This is a genomic window from Psychrobacillus mangrovi (genome assembly GCF_037104765.1).
Lineage (GTDB): Bacteria > Bacillota > Bacilli > Bacillales_A > Planococcaceae > Psychrobacillus > Psychrobacillus mangrovi.
This window is the reverse complement of record NZ_JBAWSY010000004.1, coordinates 26,673-49,801: the sequence shown is the minus strand read 5'-3', so window position 1 is coordinate 49,801 and position 23,129 is coordinate 26,673. Positions and strand designations below refer to the sequence as shown.

The window sequence follows — 23,129 nt, the reverse complement described above, 5'->3', positions numbered from 1 at the left end:
TTTCCCCCATTACTTTCTCTTCACAAAATATTTATCCATTCGAACAAGTAGTATTAAGATAATAAATACAATCCATACTCCTGCTATTAACCAACTATTTAATTCTTCTATTTGAATATATACAATGCCAAGTGTAGCGGCAATTAACCAAAAGATTGTCCAAGCCATCTTAAATCCTGAGAATGGCACATAGTAGAGCTTTTGACTTTTGCGGAACACGATAAATAAAGCTAAACAATATGCTCCAACATACGAAATAACAGTACCCCATATTGAAAAAATCGGCACGAATATAAAATTTAATATTAACGATACAACTGCTGCAATTCCAAATGCGATAGAAATATGTTTCGTCTGTTTAGTGTAAAATATCCCTGTTGAGACAATCATATAATAAAAACTTAAAAATGTAGCGATAGAAATTGGTGCTACATATTGAAATGCAATTCTAAATTTTTCAGGCATAACCATAATAATCCACGGCATAGTAGTAGCTAATAATAAAACTCCTAAACTACCTATCAATAAGAAAGCTGCATACAAAGTAGAAAATAACTTTGGACTACTTTCTTTATCTTTTAATGACATTGAAAATGGTCTCCAAGCTAGTTGTATTCCACTAGTCAGTAAAGTAATGAATGTAGCAAATTTAATAGCTGTACCGTAAATCCCAACATCAGATATTGTTGCATAAGCTGTTAAAAAATAATTATTTGCATTTGCGATTATCCAAAAAGCTAAAGATGCAGGAACTAAAGGAGCGGCATAAATTAAAATTTTCTTTAAAATACTCCAATCAAACAAAGGGCGTAAGTATACTCTTACTGGTTTTATTAATACTAATACTATGATTCCTACACTTATTAATCGTGCTAATAGTATACCTTCAAGTGAAGTCCAAACGAACATTAAGAAGAGAATAGAAACGATGGCTATCAAAAGCATCTTTCCAACAGTTGTAGCTACCACTCTCTTAGTATGAAATTCATATCTTAAAATCGTTAATACTAGTGTTACTATAGTGTCTAAGCAAAGTGTTCCGAGTGCAATGTAGAATAATTGAGAGTATCCACTGGAGTCTAATAGTATTGAAGAAAGCCAATCTCCACCAATTAAAAATACGACGAATAATAAGATAACCATCGATAATCGGAAAGTCATTACGGAACGAACATATTTTTCACGAGTTTGTTTATCTTTATATTCAAAATAATAATATGCTAAAGCAGAATCAGTACCAAAAATCACCAAGAAAGTAAGCATCGATACATTGGTATCCACAAGCTGAAGCAAACCTATTTGCGACGTATCATTAAAATAGTGGGCATATAAAGGAAACAGTATAAAAGCGATAAGTTTTGTTCCTACATTCATAAATGCGTAAAGGAGCGAATCCGCTCCTAAACGTTTTAGCTGAGAAAACACTTAGAGAAGTTCCTCCTCAGGCACATTTTTCATGATTTTTGCAGGGAATCCTTTAATAACTGTTTTTTCTTCCGTATCTTTCGTAACGATTGCACCCGCGGCTACAAATGTTTCTTCCGCAATTGTTATTCCAGGTAGAATAATAGATGCTCCTCCAACACGAGCTCCTCTTTTTACTATAGCACCACGGATTTTATCAAACCGTGCTTCCGTTCTTCCCATAAAGTTATCGTTTGTAGTCGTCACACAAGGAGCGATGAATACTCGATCTTCCAGAGTAGAGTGTGCTGTAATATAGGAGTTTGATTGAATTTTCGTACGGTCACCAATCGTTACAAAGTTTTCTACTGTAACATTACGTCCAATAATTACGAATGAGCCGATTTGCACATCTTCTCTTACTGTAGCAAGGTCAGCGATTAGTGTACTTTCACCAATCACTGCTCCTCTATATATAATTGTATTAGCCCCAACAGTACATTCTTTTCCAAGTTGTAGCGGGGGAATTTCTTTTGTAATTTGCATCGTGCTTGTTTTAGCAGGTTTTGGTTGTTTTCCAACTACTGCTCCATCATCAATTGTTGTACCATCACCAATAATTGAGCCGGCATGAATCGTTACACGATTACCTACACGAACGTTGTTACCAATTTTCGCGCCTTCTTCAATGACAGAGAAATAACCAACAGTTGTATTTTCGCCAAGTTCAGCAGTTTCATGTATAAAGTTCATGTTCGCAGCCCCTTATAGTTTGATATAACGATTTGGAGTTTCAATACCTTTGAATGCATTACGAGTATCAAAAATTACTTTTGATTTTTTCGCGATGTTTGCATAATCAAATGCAGTATGATCCGTTGCTAAGACTACAATATCTGCCGCCTCAAGAAGTTCATCCGTTAATTCAGTTGTTTCTAAAACTTGACCATTTACTCTGAATTTCTCTACATGCGGGTCAACCGTTTTAAACTCTGCACCATGATGTAATAACAACTCAACTAATTTTAATGATGGAGATTCACGCATATCGTCGATATCTTTTTTGTAAGCAACACCAAGTAAAAGAACTTTTGCGTTACGTAGTGCTTTACCATCGTCGTTTAATATTTGCATTGCACGTGTAATAACGTAGTCTGGCATAGAGTTATTAATTTCACCAGCTAATTCGATCAATCTTGTGTGGTAGTTATATTCTCTAGCTTTCCAAGTTAAATAGAATGGATCGATCGGAATACAGTGTCCACCTAGACCAGGACCTGGGTAAAACGCCATGAAGCCATATGGTTTTGTTTTTGCTGCATCAATAACTTCCCAAACGTCGATTCCCATTTTTTCACATAGAATAGCCATTTCATTTGCTAGTGCAATATTAATATGACGGAATGTGTTTTCAAAAATCTTTTCCATTTCAGCAATTGCAGGGCTTGAAACTTTATGCACATCACCATCTAATACACTGCTATAAAGTGCAGCTGCTACATTCGTACATTTTTCTGTAATACCACCAACTACTTTTGGTGTGTTTTTTGTATTAAAGCTTTTATTACCTGGATCGATACGCTCTGGTGAATACGCGATGAAAATATCTTCACCTACAGTAAATCCTTTATCTTCTAAAGCTTTTCTAATAATTTCTTCAGTAGTACCTGGGTATGTTGTTGATTCAAGAACAACAAGTGTTCCTTTTTTAGCATATTTAGCAATTTCATTTACAGAACTTTCAACATAAGAAGTATCAGGTTGTTGATAAATATCTAAAGGTGTTGGAACACAGATAGCTACTGCATCCACAGAACTGATAGAACCATAATCAGAAGATGCTTTTAAGTGACCTGATTCAACCATATCTTTTAAATCATTATCTACTACGTCACCAATATAGTTAACACCTTCGTTTACTTGTTGTACTTTAGATTCTTGTACATCAAAACCAATTACATTGTAACCAGCTTTTGCTTTTTCAACCGCAAGTGGTAATCCAACATAACCTAATCCTACAACACCGATCACGGCAGTATGGTTTTCAATTTTTGCTAATAATTCTTCATAGTATGTAGACATTATAGTCTCTCCTTTATTATCAATAAGTATAGTAAAACTTGTTTTTTCATATGCACCATAATTATAAGGTACTTGCAATATACTAACGCTTCTTTAACAGATTAGAAAGTATAATGTATTCTACTTTCTAATCATCTAGGCTTTTGGCGTTTGCACGGGATCAAATGGCAATTTTCAGCTCTTTTCGCAATGTATGACAATCATTTTTCCTGAATAGCTAATACTGGGTAAACCTTTTGATACTGTATCAATCGGTGTTTTCAGGATGTGCGCCTTACATGCCGCAGGAGCGCGAAGAATGAGACCCCGTAAAGGATGTGGAAGCGACGAAGGAGCGACTCATCCTGCGGAGGCTCATGCGTAGCGTGCGGAAAGCGCACATCCGTGTTTCTGCTGCTCTTGAAGGGTGCTTGAAGTAAAATCTATTAATCGCTTCAAATATCTGCAATTACAGATAAGTAATCCCGCTTGTTAAAAATCAAAATCAACAGTAATAAATAATTGGACAATTAATTAAGAGAAAGTAATACGTTTTCCTGTTTCGGATGATTCAATGATAGCTTCGATTAAACGAACCGGATTATACCCGTCTAAACCACTTACAGCGGGCTCACGATTCTCATTTATAGCAGCAACCATATCCTCAATAATACAGTCATGTCCTTTTTTACCCCAAGGATCGTTTTGGATACGTGACTTTAATGATTCTACTTCCTCTTCTTTATACCCTTCTACATCCCACGTTTCAATAAACAAAGCATTCTTCCCGCTAACTTTCACACTAGCAGTCTCTCCAAAAATGGAAAGGGATTCTTCAAGGTTTTGAGGATAAATGGTTGTAGCAGCTTCTATTACGCCTAGTGCTCCACTTTCAAATTCAACAATTCCAGTCGCAACGTCTTCTGTTTCGATATCGCGGAATCTTGTTGCAACCATTCCCTGAACTGATTTTACTGGGCCCATAAACCAAAGAAGTAAGTCTAAATTATGTATTGCTTGATTCATTAGAACGCCACCGTCAAATTTTTTCGTTCCTCTCCACGGAGCTTGATCGTAATATTCTTGTCCCCTGTTCCAGCGAACAGTTGCATTTGCATGGCTTATCTTACCAAAACCATTAGCATCCATCAGTTTACGAACTTCCATTATTGCCGGACGGTATCGATTAGGGTGGACAATTGCAAGTTTTACACCCTCATGTCTCGCCACTTCCATCATTTCTTTCGCATCGCCTGAATTTAAAGCCATTGGTTTTTCCGTAATAATATGTTTTTTATACTTCGCAACAATTTTTGTCAAATTAGCATGAAGACCAGATGGCACACATATATTCACTACATCAATTTGAGGGTTGTCCGCAAGCATTTTATCTAAATCAGTATATTTCAATACGTTTTCATCATCTATCGTTAGTCTTTCTGGGTTTGTATCACAAATGGCAAATAAGTTAGCGCCTTCTGTATTGCGAATAGCAGCTATATGTTTATCTGCGATGAAACCCATACCTACAATTGCAAATTGAATCATGCTCTTCTACTCCCTCTTGCTTCTAAGATGTATTTCCATAAAGACAAAATAAAGATTGCCAATAGTATTCCTAAAACGAACCCAGCAACCGCACCTTCTACACCGTACGATTTAGTTTTCGCAACATTTGTCTTTGCTAGTTCAGGTGTTTCGAATACAATGATATCATTTTTAACACGTTGCACAGTAGCCATAGCATTTGTTAAATCCATCTCAGCGGCACTTAACAAAGTTGTGTAATTGTTAATTACTGTTAGATTATCAGTGCTCGCCAAAGCATTTTTATAGGCTTCAATCGTTGTGTTTAACGTTTTCACACGTTCTGATTGGGTAGTAGCATATGCTTCTGTACTCGAAATAATTCTATCATGTTGAGTCATTAATGCTTCTAACAGCTGTTTATTAAACTGATTAAGCTCTTTTTCTACAGTTTCTTCATTATCACCATAAACTTCTGCTTTAATATAACTTCTAGTTGGTACAAACACTTCAGATTTCCCCGAGAAATGTTGACCATATTTAGCCATGATATGATCAGGATTTGTTAAAGCTTCTAGTTTTACGGAACCAGTGAACACAGTACTCTTCCCAACATAATCACCATCTTTTGGTATTAACATAGAACCAAAATAGCCTAGAACAGCAACAATTAATGGAATAATAATAAACCAAATTTTCTTTCTCCAAAAAAATTCTAATGAATCGTATAAACGATAGCTTTTATTTTCCGACATTTCGCGTCTCCTTCAAAAAACATCTAAATATAGGCAGGTAGAGGGAAACGTATTAACGCTCCCCTCTACCAAATCGCCGTTTTATTATTTCGCAAAAAACTCAGCAATCTTTTCTACAACGTATTGTTGTTGTTCCTCTTTTAATTCTGGGAACATTGGTAAAGAAAGTGCTTGATTTGCAGCTTTTTCTGCTTTAGGGTAATCCCCTTCTTTGTATCCTAAGCTTTCAAAAACAGGTTGAACATGCAATGGTAGAGGGTAATAAATCATCGTTGCAACACCGTTTTCTTTTAAATAAGCTTGTAATTCATCACGACGTTCAGTCAATATTGTGTATTGATGGAATACGTGATAGAATCCTTCTACGATTACAGGTGTTTGAACATGCTCTGACACTTTTTCGTTTAGTAAGCTTGTATAGAATTCCGCATGTTTTCTGCGTTGTTCGCTCCATGTATCTAAATGAGGAAATTTCACATTTAATACTGCGGCTTGTATCTCATCTAAACGGCTATTATACCCAAGAACACTATGATAGTATTTTGGTTTACTACCGTGCACTCGAATCACTCTACTTTTTTCAGCGATATCATCGTTATTTGTAACGACCATTCCGCCATCACCATAAGCGCCAAGGTTTTTAGTCGGGAAGAAACTGTAAGTAGCTGCGTCTCCTAATTGCCCAACAGTATAATCTCCTTGTTTAGCTCCAATCGCTTGAGCTGCATCTTCTACTACAATTAGATTATGTTTATCTGCGATTTCACGAATACGCACCATATCTGCCATTTGACCATATAGATGTACTGGAATAATCGCTTTCGTTCTATCTGTAATATGTTTTTCAATTTCGTTTGGATCAAGATTAAACGATACTGGATCAATATCAGCGTAGACTGGAGTTGCTCCAGCTCTTACAATTGCTCCACCTGTTGCAAAAAATGTAAAAGGTGTTGTAATTACTTCATCTCCAGCACCAATTCCAGCAGCTTGTAGCGCAATATGTATTGCATCACTACCATTTCCACAACCTATTCCATGAGACACATTACTATACTTAGCGATATCCGCTTCTAGTTTCTTCACGTTATCACCTAGAATAAATTGAGAACTACTCATAACACTATCTAACGCTTCTAATACTTCACTTTTTAATGATGCATATTGCTCAGATAAATCTAACATCGGTACTTTCATTTCGTTTACACCAACCTATCATTAAATTAAATATATATGTGAAAAGCACAAAATCCCTTTTAAAGGTATTTCTCTTTGTCTGATTGAAAACGCTTGTCATTCGAGGCAACCTAAGTTCGCGACATCCCTGTCGCAACGGTTGCATGACCCAAATCGTGTGGGCCCGCGCGCTGCCTCAATATAACAATAAAACGCTTCTCATCATCCAAAAAGCTAGTTGCGCTTATACCCAACAACCTTACGGAACACAGAAATAATTGGTCGATAATCTTCGTTAACAAGGCCAATTTTTTCTGCAATAATTTCAAACGCTATTAAGATAAAGACAAGGATAAAAATTGCCCATCTCAACGTTAACGTTTCAAATGTAATAGCAGAGATACTAAATATCAAACCAAATCCATATATTACTAACACCGTATCTCGATGCGATAAACCAAGCGCCAATAATCGATGATGCAAATGCGATTTATCTGCAACCGATATCGGCTTTCTATTTACAAGTCTGCGTATGATCGCAAACGATGTATCAAAAATAGGTACACCTAAAATCATAACTGGTACAACAAAGCTAAACAATGTCACACTTTTGTACAATCCTAGTAAAGAAAGTATAGCGATAGAATAACCTAAAAACATGGATCCAGTATCACCCATAAATATTTTGGCTGGGTGAAAATTATGAAATAAGAACCCAAGTGTACTACCTAATAGTATTAAGGAAAGAGTTAATATTAACATTTTATCTGCTGAAAATGCCAGAAAAGCAATACTAGCAAATACGATAGAGGAGATACCTGCTGATAAACCATCTAATCCATCAATTAAGTTAATAGCATTTGTAATTGCCAAAATCCAAAATAATGTAACGACGTAAGAAAATATCCCAAGATCAAATACACCTAAAAATGGAATATTTAACACTTCGATAGTTAGACCACTTCCCATTACTGCACAAGCAGCAAGGATTTGTCCTAATAATTTTATTTTTGCAGAAATTTCATACTTGTCATCTATTATTCCCAAAACAATGATAATCAATGCACCAACAATAATACCAGTTATCTTTGCTTCATATAATCCTGCCACAAAATATCCAACTGTTACTGCAATGAATATTGCGAGTCCACCTAATCTTGGCATCACGTTTTGATGAACCTTCCGCTTGTTAGGTTTATCTACAGCTCCTATCTTATGTGCCAATTTTATAACGAGTGGAGTAACAGCAATTGCCGTTACCAGAGATACGATAAAAGCAAGAAGTAATTTTATATCCAAAAATATCATCCTTGTCTTTTTATTTAAGTTTCATTTTTATTTTGTACTCAACCAATAGACGAATTAGCAACATGAAAGTTTCTCTCAGTAAATGATTATACTATAAAAATAGAGTTGTAACCAAGTTTAATATAAATAAAGAAAAGACTGACTTTTCGCTTCATTATAAGCGATAATCAGTCTTTTCTATACACTCCACTTAAAGCTGAACCTTTTTAATTACTTATTTTCCGCCTCTTTACCTAGGCGTAGTTTCAATACTTATGAGAAATCCGGCCAATTTACTTGATAGCTATCTCCATCAATAGGCTCAAGTGTACGATACTTAAATGGTAGTAATTCACCCATATCCAATTCTTCCATTGCTTTTTCAAGTGGGTATAATTGAAAACTATCATCATCTTCTAAGATTAAATAAGCACCTGCAACTTTTCCTTTTTCTTTCGTATTGATTCGAATAAAAGCTGGAAAGTACAATTCATTTTTGGATTGAATAATAGAAGAAGCTAAAATTATATTTTTACCATCTTGAATAACATTTTCTTGATCAATTTTTTCAAGCACTTTTAGAGCCCATGCTTGACGTTTGTAATAACCTATTACTCTTGGTACTTGTTCTTCTACTGATGAACTAGGCGAATTTTTACTCACCTTATTTTTTTCTTCCGAAGCCATTTATTTCCCTCCACAGTTAGCACAAATCATACTAATTACGTTATCACAAATCCAATTTGTTGGCAATAAATACTACTTTTTACATAGAATCATAGATTGCCAGATTGGATATAAAGTTAGTCTTTATAAATGGATTGGATATCATCAATAATTATTTCACCATTTGATTTATTGGCATTTTCTGTTTGCATGTATCGAACCGGAAGGTCCATTTTTAGTGGATAAGTTAAGCCAGTCGGAACAACCGCCTCTACAAATCTCCATTCTGTCCAATTTACATTCTTATCAAAGTCAAGATGTATTACTTTTCCAGTAGCATCTTCTAGTTGCGCTCTTAACCAGTTACCTTTTCCATCACCTTTAACCCACATACCAATTTTTTTGGCAGGAGTGCTGATAGTCAATCTAGTTTTTGCATTAATGTATGCACCGGAAGTACCTGAAGTATTCGTAAAATCATAAACTAGTTTGATAGCTTTCGTACCGTCTCTATCATTCTTTGCTTCTTGAACAGAAACAGATTTCACACGGTCTCCTGTAGCTTCATAATTAAAAATACCTTTATTAAAGGATTCTAATATAGTTGGAGCAACTTCTCCCACTATTACAGGAATAGTAATAGATTTTGTCCCATATTTCACTGTAATAGTACCGACACCATCTTTATTCTGAGCTGCAAATTTACCATTAGCTTGTACTGTTCCTACATTTGAAGTCCAGTTAAAGACTGATGCTTCTGTTAAGACTGCTTGTCCATTTTTCATTCCTTTTACAGAAAGTTGAACTGTTTGTCCTTTTGGAACTTCTAAGAAACTAACAGAAGGAACTATACTATCTAAAGTATTTGTTACTTTTATTTTGATGTCAGTTGTTTTTCCGTCATATGTTACTACTCCTGAATAAGTTCCTGGAGCAGCTGATACTACTTGTTTCCCGCCACTTGTTTTCAATATGGAAGATGTAACTTTTCCGTTACCAGCTACAGCTACCGGGTTCATGTATTGATCGATTCCTTTAACTGGAACAGACAATTCTGTGTATGCTGCACCTTGGAATACTTCTACTACATTTGATGAAGGTGTAATTGTATATAAAGAACTCGTTTTATAGTTACTAATAAATAGTAAAGAATTTGAAACTGCTCGCTCATTACCATCTGATGGTTTGTTGTCTACCGTTACTTTACTATCTCCAAGATTTCTAGTAACTTGTGTTGAAGAACCTCCACCATCAAAGGTCATTGCATAATTCGCCCCTAAATCTTTGATTAGCTTAGCAGTGTTTTGTAAAGTTAATCCTTTACTTTCTGTTGATCGTCCATCAATTACAGCTGTGAAAATACTTCCGTCTTTTCTAACACCAACAGCTGTACGCGGAGCAGCTCCAGCAACATTAATCGTTTGAATTGTACCGTTTTTCACTAAGTGATAGCGTCCACTAACAGCTTCTTTTACATCATTCCATTCAGTTGGAGCAAATGTTGTATGAATTTCAATTTTGTCTCCAACTTGTAGGTTTTGTAAAAACTGACTTGCAAAGTTATGTCCAGAGAAAATGATTTCTCCACTATTTAATGGAGCATTACCTACACCTGTAACATTTTCAGTTACCGTTCCTGTTAAAACTTCTTGTCCATTTAATTTACCTGACTCTACTTTCACTCTAACTTCTGTGCCAAGCTCATTCGTATTAGTCGTTGCTGCAAAGTCTCTCGTGTAAACTACTAAATGATTTGCCAATCTCTTTCTATTAACTGAGTTAATAGCATATGATTGTCCGTTCACAGTAACATTCATAGATATTTGAGGAGCACCGATAATTGCTTTATTGTCTGCTTTAATACCTAAAACGGCTAGTTCATTTATATTTGTTTGTGGAGTGGAAACAATGGAACCATCCATCATCATAAGATCTATCGGTTGACCTTGCTTATCAAAATAATCGGCGTTTACTCCCGCAACTACATGATAAGAATCATTTTGTTCCACACTATTTGCTTGGGATGAAGTTGTTTCAAGACCTATTAATTGATCTTTAGCAAGCTCTGTTTTAAATGCGATATTAGATGTTTTTCCATCATATTCAATCATAAATACATTTTGAGCACCAATTTCACCATCAATATCAAAGTACTTTTTCCGAATTCCTGGTGCTAGTTGGGTAACAGACTGACTCAAAACCTTACCACCTGTAAGGGTAGGTGTTGCTTCTGTTGGAAATAAATGAGATGAATCATTTGAACCTGGCACTGTATTTCCTTGTGCATTTGCCAACTCTTTTAATTTCGCTTTTGAAGGCGTTTTATACTCGACATAGCCTGCCATTTTCGTAATGTACATACCGCCGCCAAGTCCGTATTGACCGCCATATAAATTATCATAGCGGTAAACTCGATACTGTTCGCCTACTTTTAAAACTCTTTCAAACTCTAAACCATTTGAAGTACGTTTCCAAAGGTTGATCGGTTTTACTACTTTAATTTTCCCTACTTGACCAGGAACCATTAAAATACCGTCCCAATAGACTTTGGTAGTTTGTGCTTCTGCATGGTTTGGTTGAAAAATTGCACCCGTGACGATAGCAAAAATAATAAAAAAGTATAGCATTTTTTGTTTCATTTAATTGGAATGCTCCTTACTCTTGTTGTTTTTTTTCGCGATTTTTTTCAATTGTGTATTTCCATAGATTACTTCCATCGTAATAATATAGGTTTCCATTCATGTCCTTCTCAAGGCCATAGACCCCTTTGTCCTTCAACCATTCTACTTGTAAATCTTTTGTAACTCTAAAGAGTCTTCCTTCTACACTTCCGTAAATATAGCCATCGTCACCCTCAACGATTTGCGCATTACGGAACCGTCCAGAGATTAAAGGTAATAATTCAATGTATTTTATATCTGTCCATTCATCCGTATAAATGAAAAGTTTTCCGTCTGCCATTCCCCATACTTTATTCTCTTTATCTACGAATAGACTTGTAATCATACTAGAATCGAATGGTAAATGAATATACTTTTTGTCTTCAGGATTACTTCTATTAAAGTAAAATAATCTTGCTCCCCTTGGATTTACTTGTTGATTTGCATGGATAGATGTACCCCCGAATACTTCTGTTCCTCTACTTACTAGAGAAACAATGCTCTGGTTATATATATAGTTTTCATATATTTCCATTTTTTCTGTAGCTGTATCGTAAAATGCTAAAGCCCCACCGCCAACACTTGCATCTGGCAATGTCCCAAATATAATTTCTTTTCCATCTTTATAAGGAGCTACAGCAGTTGTTCTTTCTTGTCCATATTGATTCATACGAATAACTTCTTTTGGATTTGCTGTATCCCAAGGCTTTGAACGATCATAAACTAGCAATCTAGCAAGTGGATATGCACCAATATATAGCTTATTATTAATATCAAACATTGATTCAATCTGACTAATATTTCGGTACAATTCTTTGTTGCCTGTTGCTACGTCATATACACCAAGTCCACCTGACATATACCCATTGGCAAATATTTTTGTCCCATCTGAGCTTGATGCTAGTGTATATAATTCTACTGGTTGCTCAGGTAATTCAAATTGAAGATGTGTCATTTCAGATGTCTGTGGATTATATTCAAATAGTTGACCTAGATTATCAACCATTCCAGATAAAATCCATTCCTTAGGTTCTTCTTCCACTGGTTCTTCTACGATAGGTTCTTCAATGATAGGCTCTTCAGTTATTGGTACTTCAATGACAGGTTGCTTTAAAGTAGGATCGATTACTGTGGGAGTGCTTTTCAGTAATGGGTTAATAGGAAGAACATTAGAATCTTTTTCATCTATAACTTCTTTTTGAGATTTATCTTTTTCTTTAGTCTCATCTTCTATTACCTTTTCCGATTCTTTTAAGATGAAATCCAAGTTGATTGCTTCTGTTCCTTTTGGTAAATATAAACCAAGTTCTGTATGTTCTTTTGTTTCAAAATCATATTTTATTAATTGCTCAGCTTTTGTATAATATAGTGATTTTCCATCTGGAGACAATGTTGAAACTGTTTTTGATTTTAATTCAAACTCATCTACTATCTTTAGAGTTTTTCTATCAAATACAACTGCAACATTAGTTGGATATAATCTTGCAACTAAATAATCATCTGTTAAGATTAAATCTTGTGCATATTTTTCAGACATATATTTTGCTGGTAAAAATGAAGTGAAATTCTTTGCTTTAGGCTTTTTCACTAATAAATCCATTGGCGAACCGATTGAAACAAATATTTCATTTGTTTTTTCATCTGCTTCAATTGCTTTTACAAATTCTTTTCTTTTACGAATTTGCCCGAACTCTTCTATCTCCTTTGTCTCCGTGTCATAAGCAACGAGTGACCCACCGTAAGCAGATCCAGCATAAACCTTGTTTCCAGAAACGATTAAATCTTGAATTGACGTATCACTTTTATTTGAAAAAATACTACCATGCTTTTCAAATTCTTCTGTGTTTGGATCATAACTATAAAGAACACTCGCTACTGATCCACCAATCCAAAGCTTTCCATTCTCATCAACGTCTAATCCCCAGGCGCTTTTTGAATCTTCTAATGTAAATGTATGTACTATTTCTTTCGTTTCATAGTCTACAACTACTAACGCTGCTGGAGATCCGTGCATGATGTAATAAATAAAGTAGTCTCCCTCATTATTTGCTGCAATTTTTGATGAAATTGCGGAAGATTTATAAATTAAGGGACCTAGGTTTTCGTACCCTTCCTCGACAACTACTTCTTCCACTGGCTCTATCTCTATAACATCCTCTAACCATTCTTCTGAATTATCTACTTCTAATATTTCTTCTGTATATTCCACTCCTTCTTCTGTCTTAATTAGCTCTTTTGAGTTTGTAAGCGCTTCAGCACTTGCAATATTTCCTATTGGCGTTGCAATAATTGCGGCAATAATTGGTAAATAAACTTTCTTCAAAATACTCTTCCCCCTTATTTTATATAATAACATTAACATCATTTGGTAACATTTAAAACTTATTCTTGTAATATAATTGAAATATTAGCAATTTAACTAGAAAATGCTAGCATGATTTTTTCATGATATAATAGACTTGGAATTTAAAAGTAGGGAGAATGAAAATGTTACATTCTATAAAAAAAATGATTTCAGGCGAAGTCATTGAACTAAAACAGCTCAAAAAAATAGTTTCTAAAATAAATGCTTTAGAGGATTCATTTACAAATAAAACAGACGCTGAACTTAAAGATTATTCAGATCTGTTTCGTGAACAATTAAACAGTGGGGTTTCACCAGAAGAATTAATAGTTGAGGCATTTGCGGTTGTTCGAGAGTCCTCCAAACGTGTATTAGATAAGCGCCATTATGACTCTCAATTAATGGGTGGTGCAGTTTTAACACAGTCTCAAATAGCGCAAATGCAAACAGGAGAAGGAAAAACATTAGTTGCTACTCTCCCTGCATATGTTATGGCTCTATTTGGAAAAGGGACTCACATTATTACAGCAAACGAATATTTGGCAAGTCGTGATTACGAACAAATGAAGCCTTTGTTTGAATTTTTAGGTTTAACAGTTGGACTAAATGCTTCAGGTATGGAATCAGAAGAAAAGCAGGCTGCTTACAATTGTGATATTACTTATGGGACAGGGACCGAATTTGGCTTTGATTATTTAAGAGACCATATGGTTCAAAGCGAAGACCAGCTTGTACAGAGACCATTATTTTATGCTTTAATTGATGAAGTAGATAGTATATTAATAGATGAAGCGAGAACGCCTTTAATTATTGCAGGAAAGTCTAATGCAAGTTTAAATTTATTCCCAATTATGCATCTTGTAATCGACTCCTTCCAAGACGATGAAGACTATAAGTATTATCCTGAAACGAAACAAATCGTTTTGCTCGATAATGGTGCAGACCGTTTAGAAGCAGCTTTTGGCATCGATAATGTATACGATAGCGAGCACCGTGAATTTATGCATATTGCCATGCAAACCCTTCGAGCTAAAGTTGTCATGCGCAAAGATGTAGATTATATCGTGAAAGACGATAAGATTATGATTGTCGACCCTTATACAGGCCGTATTATGGAAGGCCGTACATTTAGTGATGGACTCCACCAGGCAATCGAAGCTAAAGAAAAGGTTACAGTTAAAGAAGAAAATAATACGCAAGCTTCTGTGATGATTCAGCATTACTTTAGACTATATAAACATGTATCAGGTATGACAGGAAGTGCCGTACCTTCTCGTGATGAATTTTGGGAAACGTATAATTTGAGAGTTACTGAAATTCCAACGAATAAACCAAACAAACGTATAGATATGGACACACTAGTTTACTTAACGGCTCAAGATAAAATGAAAAAAATTGTAGAAGAAACGCAAAAATTTCATAAGATTGGACGCCCAGTATTAATAGGAACCACTTCTATCGAGCAGTCTGAAAAATATTCTACTCACTTATATGAATTAGGAATTGAACATTCTATTTTAAATGCAAAAACCGTAGAAGATGAAGCGGAACTAATTGCAAGTGCGGGGCAAATGAATAAAATTATGTTAGCAACGAATATGGCCGGACGAGGAACAGATATTATTTTAGGTGAAGGTGTAACTGAGTTAGGTGGTTTACATATTATCGGTACGGAGCTTCACAGTAGTGCCCGAATTGACATGCAGCTTCGTGGCCGTGGCGGACGTCAAGGTGATCCAGGTAGCACCCAGTTTATCGTTTCACTTGAAGATGAGCTTTTCCATTACTACGATGAAGAAGAATTTGATAAGTATAAAGGTAAAGTGAAAACAGATAACACAGGCTTAATTCTTTCACCTAATCCTACAAAGTTTGTATATAATGTACAAAATGTTATTGAAGGCATGCATTTCTCTAGTCGCTCGCATCTATTAAAATTGGATGACATCAACAACGACCAACAAAAGGTTATGTATAACTATCGCGAAAAAGCATTAAAAGCAGAAAATATGCAGTCGCTTATTGAAAATGCTTTACAAGAAAGATTTTACGGATTAGTAGAAGAAATTCCCGAGTTAAACTTAGATGAAACTACTGATTCGTCTTCTTTTAAAGAGATTATTGATGAGATACAAATTATCAATATGTTGACTTCTAATGACGAAAGAATACTCGAAGCTTCAAAAACTGATAATAAAGAACAACTTACGAAAACTCTAGAAGACGTTTACAATATAGCTCTAGACATATTAAACAATACAGGAAAAGATGATGGAATATGGAGCGATATTAAACCTATCTATTTAGAAACATTAGATAGGTATTGGATTACTCACCTAGATAATCTTTATCATTTAAGAGAAGGTATTAGTATTAGAGGCTATTCGCAAGAAGATCCATATCGACTATATTCATTCGATGCACTTCATTTATTCAATGAAATGCTTCACTCGTTCTTCCGTGATGTCATTCGATATTATTTACAACTGAATGCTACGAAAATAGAAGAATAAAGTAAAGGTCAGTACCTAGAAGATTTTTTAGGGTACTGACTTTTTTATTTGTTATATCTCCAAATATCTCCTGCAGTTGTAAAATAGATGTTACCCATCAGTCCCAAGTGCGATTCCATTAGCTTGTTGAGTCCCTAGCAGTTCCAACTGAGAGAACTGAAAAACCTATGTTTTAAGTAACGTAATTGTTTATTGAATAAAAATAAGGCACTTTCTGTTCAAAAATGAGCAGAAAGTGCCTTATTTCTTTGTCTACTTCTAGATTGCCATTTATGAGGGGTTCTTGGGTTGAAATCATGGAAAGCACCTACCAGCATTTATTTATTTTGTTATACAGTTTTTTCTCCATATCCATAGATGAACCCATCATTCTTCAGCCCCAGTTAAGTTAAATTTCAAATCCTCCGTATCATTTTGTTTAATCGATATAAGCTGGTCTTCATTATTTCTCCCGTTATCACTATATATACCCACCTTCAAATCATTGAGTGAAAGAGCTAGTTGGAATAATTTTGCATTACGTTTAACAATTTTAGTGATTATCCATACTGAAAGTACTACTTAATAATAATTTAATTGTTTATTACATACTAATAACAATACATTTACGCATAAAAGAAACGAGGATTCTATGGCCAAAAAGAAAATTATCTGGATCACGATTATTTCCTGCATTTTAATAGGTGGAATTGTCTATGCAGCAAGTATTTATAATGATGTTACAACTACCATTGAAACAATACATGAACCAGAAATACGAAAGGTTTCCGAATTAAGAACGACCGAAGTTGAACTTGTAAAAAAAGAACCCTTCTCATTACTACTTCTTGGGGTCGATGAAAGAGAAGGAGATAAGGGACGTTCGGATACTATGATTGTTTTAACTGTAAACCCAACGACAAATTCAACGAAAATGGTGAGCATTCCTCGAGATACATACACCGAAATTATTGGAAAAGATAAACTTGATAAAATTAACCACGCCTATGCATTCGGTGGAATTGAAATGTCCTTGGATTCTATTGAAAACCTTCTAAATATCCCAGTTGATTATATACTACAAGTAAACATGGAGAGTTTTTTAGAAATTGTTGATATCATTGGGGGAGTTAATGTAGATAATCCAAGCTCTTTTCAAGAAGGAGGATATACGTTCAAAGAAGGAGTCATTCATTTAGACGGAGAGCAAGCACTTAGCTACGTACGCATGCGAAAGGAAGATCCTCAAGGAGATTTTGGAAGACAATCTAGACAAAAACAAGTACTTCAAGCAATTATAAAAGAAGGAGCGACCATCAATAATCTATGGAAATATAAAGAGTTTTTAGCATCTATTCAGGAAAATATCCGGACTAATATAACCTTTGAACAAATGATTGATATACAAAAAGGATATAAAAATGCACTGGATAAAATCGAAACTTTATCTTTTGAAAAAGGTGAAGGCACTCGAATAGATGGCATTTGGTATTATTTGATGGATGATCAGGAACTGACTAATGTTTCTCACCAGTTGAGGGAGCACTTAGAGATGGAATAAGTTTTAATTTATATAATAAGTGGCTATCCAGAAAGTCATAAAAATGACTTTTTAGGGAGCCTCTTTCTTCGTAGCTTCTATTAATAAGTGCGATAGATTTCCGTTTCAGGCGGACGCTTTCCGCGGGCGAGCGCCGAGCCTCCTCAGGCTAACAGGATGTTGGTCATGAAGGCGGCGACTCAGGACGAGGCGCTCTTAGCCTTCCTTCATCTAATACGCTACGTGCGGGGTCCCGGACTGTCTCGCTTTCCCGCAGGAGTCGCCGCCTTTCACTCCAATCATTAATAAACATTATTAGATGGAAATACAAAAGCAGTTGAAGAAAATCGAGTCCCTTTTCTTCATCTGCTTTGTTTTAGGGACTTATTAGATAGCCCCACTATTTTTTCAATAATTATACACCAGTAACTTGATTGAAATTTATATCAACTACAATTGAGCGGTAACTTGAACATATTAAACTTAATAAATTTAGAGTTATATAGACTTAAAAACCTATCTAAATTACTTTTGAATAGTTTGAATAAATTTCTCTACTCGATTTAAACCTTCTTTAAGCACTTCCATAGAATAGGCATACGATATACGAATATATCCTTCTCCATATGGTGTAAATGTGCTACCCGGAACAACTGCAACTCCACCTTCTTGTAACAACTTCGTTGCGAAATCAAATGAGTTCATGCCAAAAGCTTTAATTGATGGGAAAATATAAAATGCACCATTTGGCTTTTCTACTGAGAATCCCATCCCAACTAAACGGTTATAGACATAATCACGTCTTTTCACATATTCCACGTTCATCTCACTTGGAGTATCTTTTGAATTTGTTAGTGCTTCAATTGCAGCATGTTGAGCAGGTAAAGAAGCGCAAATTGAGTTATATGCATGCACCAACATTACTTGTTTCATAATTGTAGCTGGTCCCATTAAGAATCCAACACGCCATCCAGTCATTGAATGAGATTTCGAAACACCATGAATATAAAAAAGTTTATGTTGAAGCTCTTTATATGCAGCAAATGAATGATGTTCACCCGAGAAAGTATTTTCACTATATATTTCATCAGTCAGGATAAAGACTTCTTTTTCCTTCAGCATTTGTACTAATTCATCCATTGTGTCCTTTTGTATTATAACACCAGTAGGATTGGAAGGATTGTTAAACAAAATTGCTTTTGTTTTTTCTGTAATAAGTCTCTCTAAATTTTTCGCTGATGGCTGAAACCCCGTTTCCGTCGTATCCAAATAGACAACTTTTGCACCACATAATTCAATTACTGGGACATAACCTGAATATATTGGGGCTGGTAAAATTACCTCATCCCCCTCCTCTAAAATCGTCCGGAAAATCGAGTCAATTGCTTCACTAGCTCCATTAGTAATGACAATTTCATTTTGAGGATCATAAGAGAAACCGTATTTATTCGAGAAAAAGGTATTTACCGCTTCTCTAAGTTCTAGTAATCCTGCATTATGAGAATATCCAGTTAAGTTCTGTTCAATCGCTCGAATCCCCGCCTCTTTTACTGCGACTGGAGTTGGAAAGTCTGGCTGCCCAATTGTTAAATTAATAGCGTTCGGAAAGTTAACCAGTTGATTAGAAAACTGCCGAATTCCTGGTACTGTTAGTGTATTAGCACGTGGATTGATGCTCAAAGACATACTACTTCATCCTTCTTTCACTTTATATTACTTAAAAAAACTTGGTAGCCATAAAGACAAACTTGGTACAAATGTAATGACGAGTAAACAAATAATCATTGAGAAAAGAAACGGAATAACCGCCATGACTATTTTTTCAAACTTTACATTTCCTACACTTGAGGCTACAAATAAGTTTACACCAAGTGGCGGTGTGATAAAACCAATCGCTAAGTTAGCGACTAAAATAACGCCAAAATGTATTGGATCAATGCCAACTGCAACTACAATAGGCAATAAGATTGGTGTTAAAATCACAAGCGCAGATATAGTATCAATAAACATACCAACTATTAATAGTATGATATTAATCGCTATTAAAATGACAATTGGATTAGTAGATAATTCTGTTAAGAAAGTTGAAATATCATTTGGAACTTGTTCTAACGTCATAAAGTAAGCAAACGAAACAGAAAGTCCAATAATAATCATTGTTGTTGCATTAATAACAACTGCTTCTCGAAAACATTCATAGACAGTTTTCCATGTAAGTTCTTTATATACATAAAGTCCTACTATTAAAGAATAAACCACCGCTACTACCGCCGCTTCGGTTGGAGAGAAAAATCCCCCATATATCCCACCTAATATGATAACCGGAATAAGCAGTGCCCATTTTGCATCAAAAGTAGCTTTTAATACATCCTTAAATGAAAAAGTCGCATTTTTTTCCGAAGTATACCCTCTCTTTTTCGCAATTATATAAGCTGTTATCATTAGAACAATTCCAATTAGAATTCCTGGTAGAATACCTGCTAAGAACATACTTCCTACAGATACACTTCCTATTACTCCATATAATACAAAAGGAATAGAGGGTGGAATAATAACACCAATAGAGCCCGCAGATGCAGAAACTGCTGCCGCGAATCCGCCATCATATCTCTTCTTTTTCATTTCAGGAATCATAAAACCACCTATTGCCGCAACCGTTGCTGGACCTGAACCGGATATTGCCGCAAAAAACATTGAAGCAACAATAGTCACTAAAGAAAGTCCACCTACAACCCAACCTACCATTGCCGCAGCCATATCTAGTAAACGTTTGGAAACCCCACCTTTACTCATCAGCACCCCCGCGAGCATGAAAAAAGGAATTGCCAATAAAGGAAATGAATCAAGAGAAGTAAATGCTTTTTGTGCAATAATCCCAAGGGGTAATGTAGAACCAAAATAGATGGCAACTAGAGCTGAAATCCCAAGTGAGATGGCAATCGGCACACCGACTAATAAGCAAATGAATAACGTACCAAATAATAATGCTACTGTCATGCGATTATCTCCTCATCTGCTGGTTTGTCATAGTTTCCTTTCCATACCTCCACTAGTTGGACAATTAATCGAATAGCCATTCCTAAACCCCCAAGTGGAATAGCTAAGTAAGCAATCCAAACTGGAATTTGCATAGCAGGTGCTAGTTGGCCATGTTCAATACTACTCAACACTAGTTCTGTTCCAAATACCGCCAAAAAAAGTGCCATGACAAACCATATGAGAATTGAAATCGTTTCTAGTACTTGACGAAAAGTTCCATGGAAGCGTGTAACAAACGCTTCCACTCTTATATGTTGTCGTAATTTTACGGCATAGCTTGCGCCGATCCAAACTTGAAAAATATGAATATACCTCGCCATTTCCTCTGTCCAACTTGGAGCAGATTCAAAAACTTTTCTACCAACTACTTGTCCAAAAATTAAGGCAACCATAATAACAAGTGACCAAACAAGGAGGATTTCTTCAAACTTCGCAAATTTCTTTAACATAAACCTTTCCTCATTCCTTTCCCTTATTATTGATTGTTTGCATCTTCAGCCATTTTAACTAAATCTTCACCGATTTCTGAAACGTATTTATCGTAAACAGTTTTCGTTGCAGCTCTAAATTCTTCACGTTCTTCTGTTGTTAATTCATTCACTTCCATTCCGGATTCTTTCAGTTTGTTTAAGAAATCTACGTCTTGTTTTTGAGCAAGCTTACGTTGTTCTGTTCTATATTCTTCAGAAGTCTTTACAACTAATTGTTGAAGGTCTTCAGGTAATGTATTGAAAAAGTCATTATTCATTAACAAAATAGTTGCGGCATAAACATGTGAAGTAATCGTTAAGTAGTCTTGTACTTCATAAAACTTGTTTGTGTAATATAGAGAAATCGGTGATTCCATTGCATCATATGTTTTTTGTTGAAGTGCGGTATATAACTCACCAAATGCAAATGGTGATGCGTTTGCACCGAATGCTTTAAATGTATCTGTATGCACTGGATTTTCAAGTGTACGGTATTTCAATCCTTTTAAGTCCGCTACCCCATGAATCGGACCGTTATTGTTAGACATATGACGGAAGCCATTTTCAGCAAAAACAAGTCCCTTCAAATCATTGTTCTCCAATTCTCCAAGTAATTGTTCTCCAAGAGCTCCATCCAACGCTCGGTATGCCGCGTCATTATCATTAAACAAAAATGGTAAATCGAATACCATAAATTTTTTATTAAATGATGCAAGAGGTGCTACGGCTGGAATGGTCATTTCAATATTTCCAAGCTGAACTGCTTCAATCGCTTCTCGGTCTGATGCATATAGTTGTCCATTTGGATATAACTCAACTTTTAACCGACCATCAGACTCTTTTTCAAGCTTTTCTTTAAAAGTTTTAGCTGCAATATGAGAGGATTGCTCTTCAGAAACTAAGTACGCGATTCGAATTGTGTATGAACCTTCAGACTTCCCTGTACTAGATGTAGTTACTGTTTCGGTCGGTCTTCCACATGCGGATAGTGCTAAAACAATGATTAGTAATAATGCGAATAATTTTTTCATTTTATTTCCCCCTGAGTAAAATATGATAAAAATCTTTTTTCTACATTATCTAGGTGACTTGTCATAAGTTGTTTTGCTAAATCCTTTTGATGATTTTGAAGTGCTTTTACTATCTTCGTGTGTTCGAGATGGGCTTTCTCAGCACTCATTTGTAACGTATTGGAAAGGATCAGAAATGCTCGATTAACTCTAGCATTCGAATCATGTATGAGCTCCCCTAACTTCAAATTATCCCCAATACTTGCAAGGATTAAATGGAACTCTCTGTCTAAATCAATAAATGAATGAAAATCATTACGATTGATCGACTTTAATTGTTCTTCCAAATTGATTTGTAAATCATACAGTATTTTTTCAGTGACTTTATCAGCATTTTTATTGATATTATAAATTTCTAAAAGTCTTCTTATTTCCATATAATGCAGCGCATCATCTATTGAAAAAGTCGCTACAGTTGCTGGCTTTGCTTTATTTAACTGTATGAGCCCTTCTGCCGCTAACTTCTTCAATGCTTCTCGTATTGGAGTGCGACTGATTCCTAAATCTATTGCTAACTTTTCTTCTGGTAACTCTTCTTTTGGTTCAAGCTTCCCGGCAATGATTGAATCCTTGATACTCTTAAATGCTTGATCTGCAAGAGATTCTTTCGAAAGTATCTTTTTCAATAGCCTCCCTCC

General features: G+C 35.3%; 17 protein-coding genes. 2 read left to right on the top strand and 15 right to left on the bottom strand.

What is annotated here, in order from left to right:
• Nucleotides 1-9: 9 nt before the first annotated feature.
• The 10 genes from WAX74_RS07925 to WAX74_RS07880 form a co-directional block, all read right to left on the bottom strand.
• Entirely contained in the window at nt 10-1,425 is a 1,416-nt protein-coding gene (locus WAX74_RS07925) for a lipopolysaccharide biosynthesis protein (RefSeq protein WP_336497123.1), read from the bottom strand.
• Nucleotides 1,426-2,157, bottom strand: coding sequence for an acyltransferase (locus WAX74_RS07920; protein ID WP_336497122.1), 732 nt, complete (start codon nt 2,155-2,157; stop codon nt 1,426-1,428).
• Nucleotides 2,158-2,169: 12 nt separating this feature from the next.
• Nucleotides 2,170-3,486 carry a nucleotide sugar dehydrogenase gene (locus tag WAX74_RS07915; protein ID WP_336497121.1) on the bottom strand — a complete coding sequence of 439 codons (1,317 nt, stop codon included), beginning with the start codon at nt 3,484-3,486 and terminating at the stop codon, nt 2,170-2,172.
• A gap of 513 nt (nt 3,487-3,999) precedes the next feature.
• A complete protein-coding gene (locus WAX74_RS07910; RefSeq protein ID WP_336497120.1) occupies nt 4,000-5,013 on the bottom strand; it encodes a Gfo/Idh/MocA family protein in 1,014 nt (337 codons plus the stop codon).
• A complete protein-coding gene (locus WAX74_RS07905) occupies nt 5,010-5,747 on the bottom strand; it encodes a hypothetical protein (RefSeq protein WP_336497119.1) in 738 nt (245 codons plus the stop codon). Before WAX74_RS07905 ends, WAX74_RS07910 begins: the two co-directional genes overlap by 4 nt.
• An 84-nt stretch (nt 5,748-5,831) precedes the next feature.
• Nucleotides 5,832-6,944 (bottom strand): DegT/DnrJ/EryC1/StrS family aminotransferase, encoded by a 1,113-nt coding sequence (locus WAX74_RS07900; RefSeq protein ID WP_336497118.1) that lies wholly within the window; start codon nt 6,942-6,944, stop codon nt 5,832-5,834.
• A gap of 213 nt (nt 6,945-7,157) precedes the next feature.
• A complete protein-coding gene (locus WAX74_RS07895) occupies nt 7,158-8,222 on the bottom strand; it encodes a glycosyltransferase family 4 protein (RefSeq protein WP_336497117.1) in 1,065 nt (354 codons plus the stop codon).
• A 261-nt stretch (nt 8,223-8,483) separates the two neighbouring features.
• Nucleotides 8,484-8,897 (bottom strand): hypothetical protein, encoded by a 414-nt coding sequence (locus WAX74_RS07890; protein WP_336497116.1) that lies wholly within the window; start codon nt 8,895-8,897, stop codon nt 8,484-8,486.
• A 116-nt stretch (nt 8,898-9,013) separates the two neighbouring features.
• Nucleotides 9,014-11,515, bottom strand: a complete 2,502-nt coding sequence (locus WAX74_RS07885) for a phosphodiester glycosidase family protein (RefSeq protein WP_336497115.1) — start codon at nt 11,513-11,515, stop codon at nt 9,014-9,016.
• A gap of 16 nt (nt 11,516-11,531) precedes the next feature.
• Complete coding sequence (locus WAX74_RS07880) at nt 11,532-13,859, bottom strand: hypothetical protein (protein WP_336497114.1); 2,328 nt, start codon at nt 13,857-13,859, stop codon at nt 11,532-11,534.
• Nucleotides 13,860-14,023: 164 nt separating this feature from the next.
• Between WAX74_RS07880 and secA the strand changes: the two genes are divergently transcribed.
• Together secA and WAX74_RS07870 are read left to right on the top strand one after the other, a co-directional pair.
• Nucleotides 14,024-16,393, top strand: coding sequence for a preprotein translocase subunit SecA (secA, locus tag WAX74_RS07875; protein ID WP_336497113.1), 2,370 nt, complete (start codon nt 14,024-14,026; stop codon nt 16,391-16,393).
• A 631-nt stretch (nt 16,394-17,024) separates the two neighbouring features.
• Nucleotides 17,025-17,933, top strand: coding sequence for an LCP family glycopolymer transferase (locus WAX74_RS07870; RefSeq protein ID WP_336497112.1), 909 nt, complete (start codon nt 17,025-17,027; stop codon nt 17,931-17,933).
• Between the two features lie 504 nt (nt 17,934-18,437).
• Here the strand turns inward: WAX74_RS07870 and WAX74_RS07865 are convergent.
• From WAX74_RS07865 to WAX74_RS07845, 5 genes are read right to left on the bottom strand one after another with little or no spacing between them, the layout of a single operon-like run.
• Nucleotides 18,438-19,598 (bottom strand): aminotransferase class I/II-fold pyridoxal phosphate-dependent enzyme, encoded by a 1,161-nt coding sequence (locus WAX74_RS07865; RefSeq protein ID WP_336497111.1) that lies wholly within the window; start codon nt 19,596-19,598, stop codon nt 18,438-18,440.
• A 27-nt stretch (nt 19,599-19,625) separates the two neighbouring features.
• Nucleotides 19,626-20,909, bottom strand: coding sequence for a TRAP transporter large permease (locus tag WAX74_RS07860; RefSeq protein WP_336497110.1), 1,284 nt, complete (start codon nt 20,907-20,909; stop codon nt 19,626-19,628).
• Entirely contained in the window at nt 20,906-21,400 is a 495-nt protein-coding gene (locus tag WAX74_RS07855; protein ID WP_336497109.1) for a TRAP transporter small permease, read from the bottom strand. The genes WAX74_RS07860 and WAX74_RS07855 overlap by 4 nt, the downstream gene beginning before the upstream one ends.
• Before the next feature lie 26 nt (nt 21,401-21,426).
• Complete coding sequence (locus WAX74_RS07850; protein WP_336497108.1) at nt 21,427-22,452, bottom strand: DctP family TRAP transporter solute-binding subunit; 1,026 nt, start codon at nt 22,450-22,452, stop codon at nt 21,427-21,429.
• Nucleotides 22,449-23,117 (bottom strand): GntR family transcriptional regulator, encoded by a 669-nt coding sequence (locus WAX74_RS07845; RefSeq protein ID WP_336497107.1) that lies wholly within the window; start codon nt 23,115-23,117, stop codon nt 22,449-22,451. The genes WAX74_RS07850 and WAX74_RS07845 overlap by 4 nt, the downstream gene beginning before the upstream one ends.
• Between the last annotated feature and the right edge of the window lie 12 nt (nt 23,118-23,129).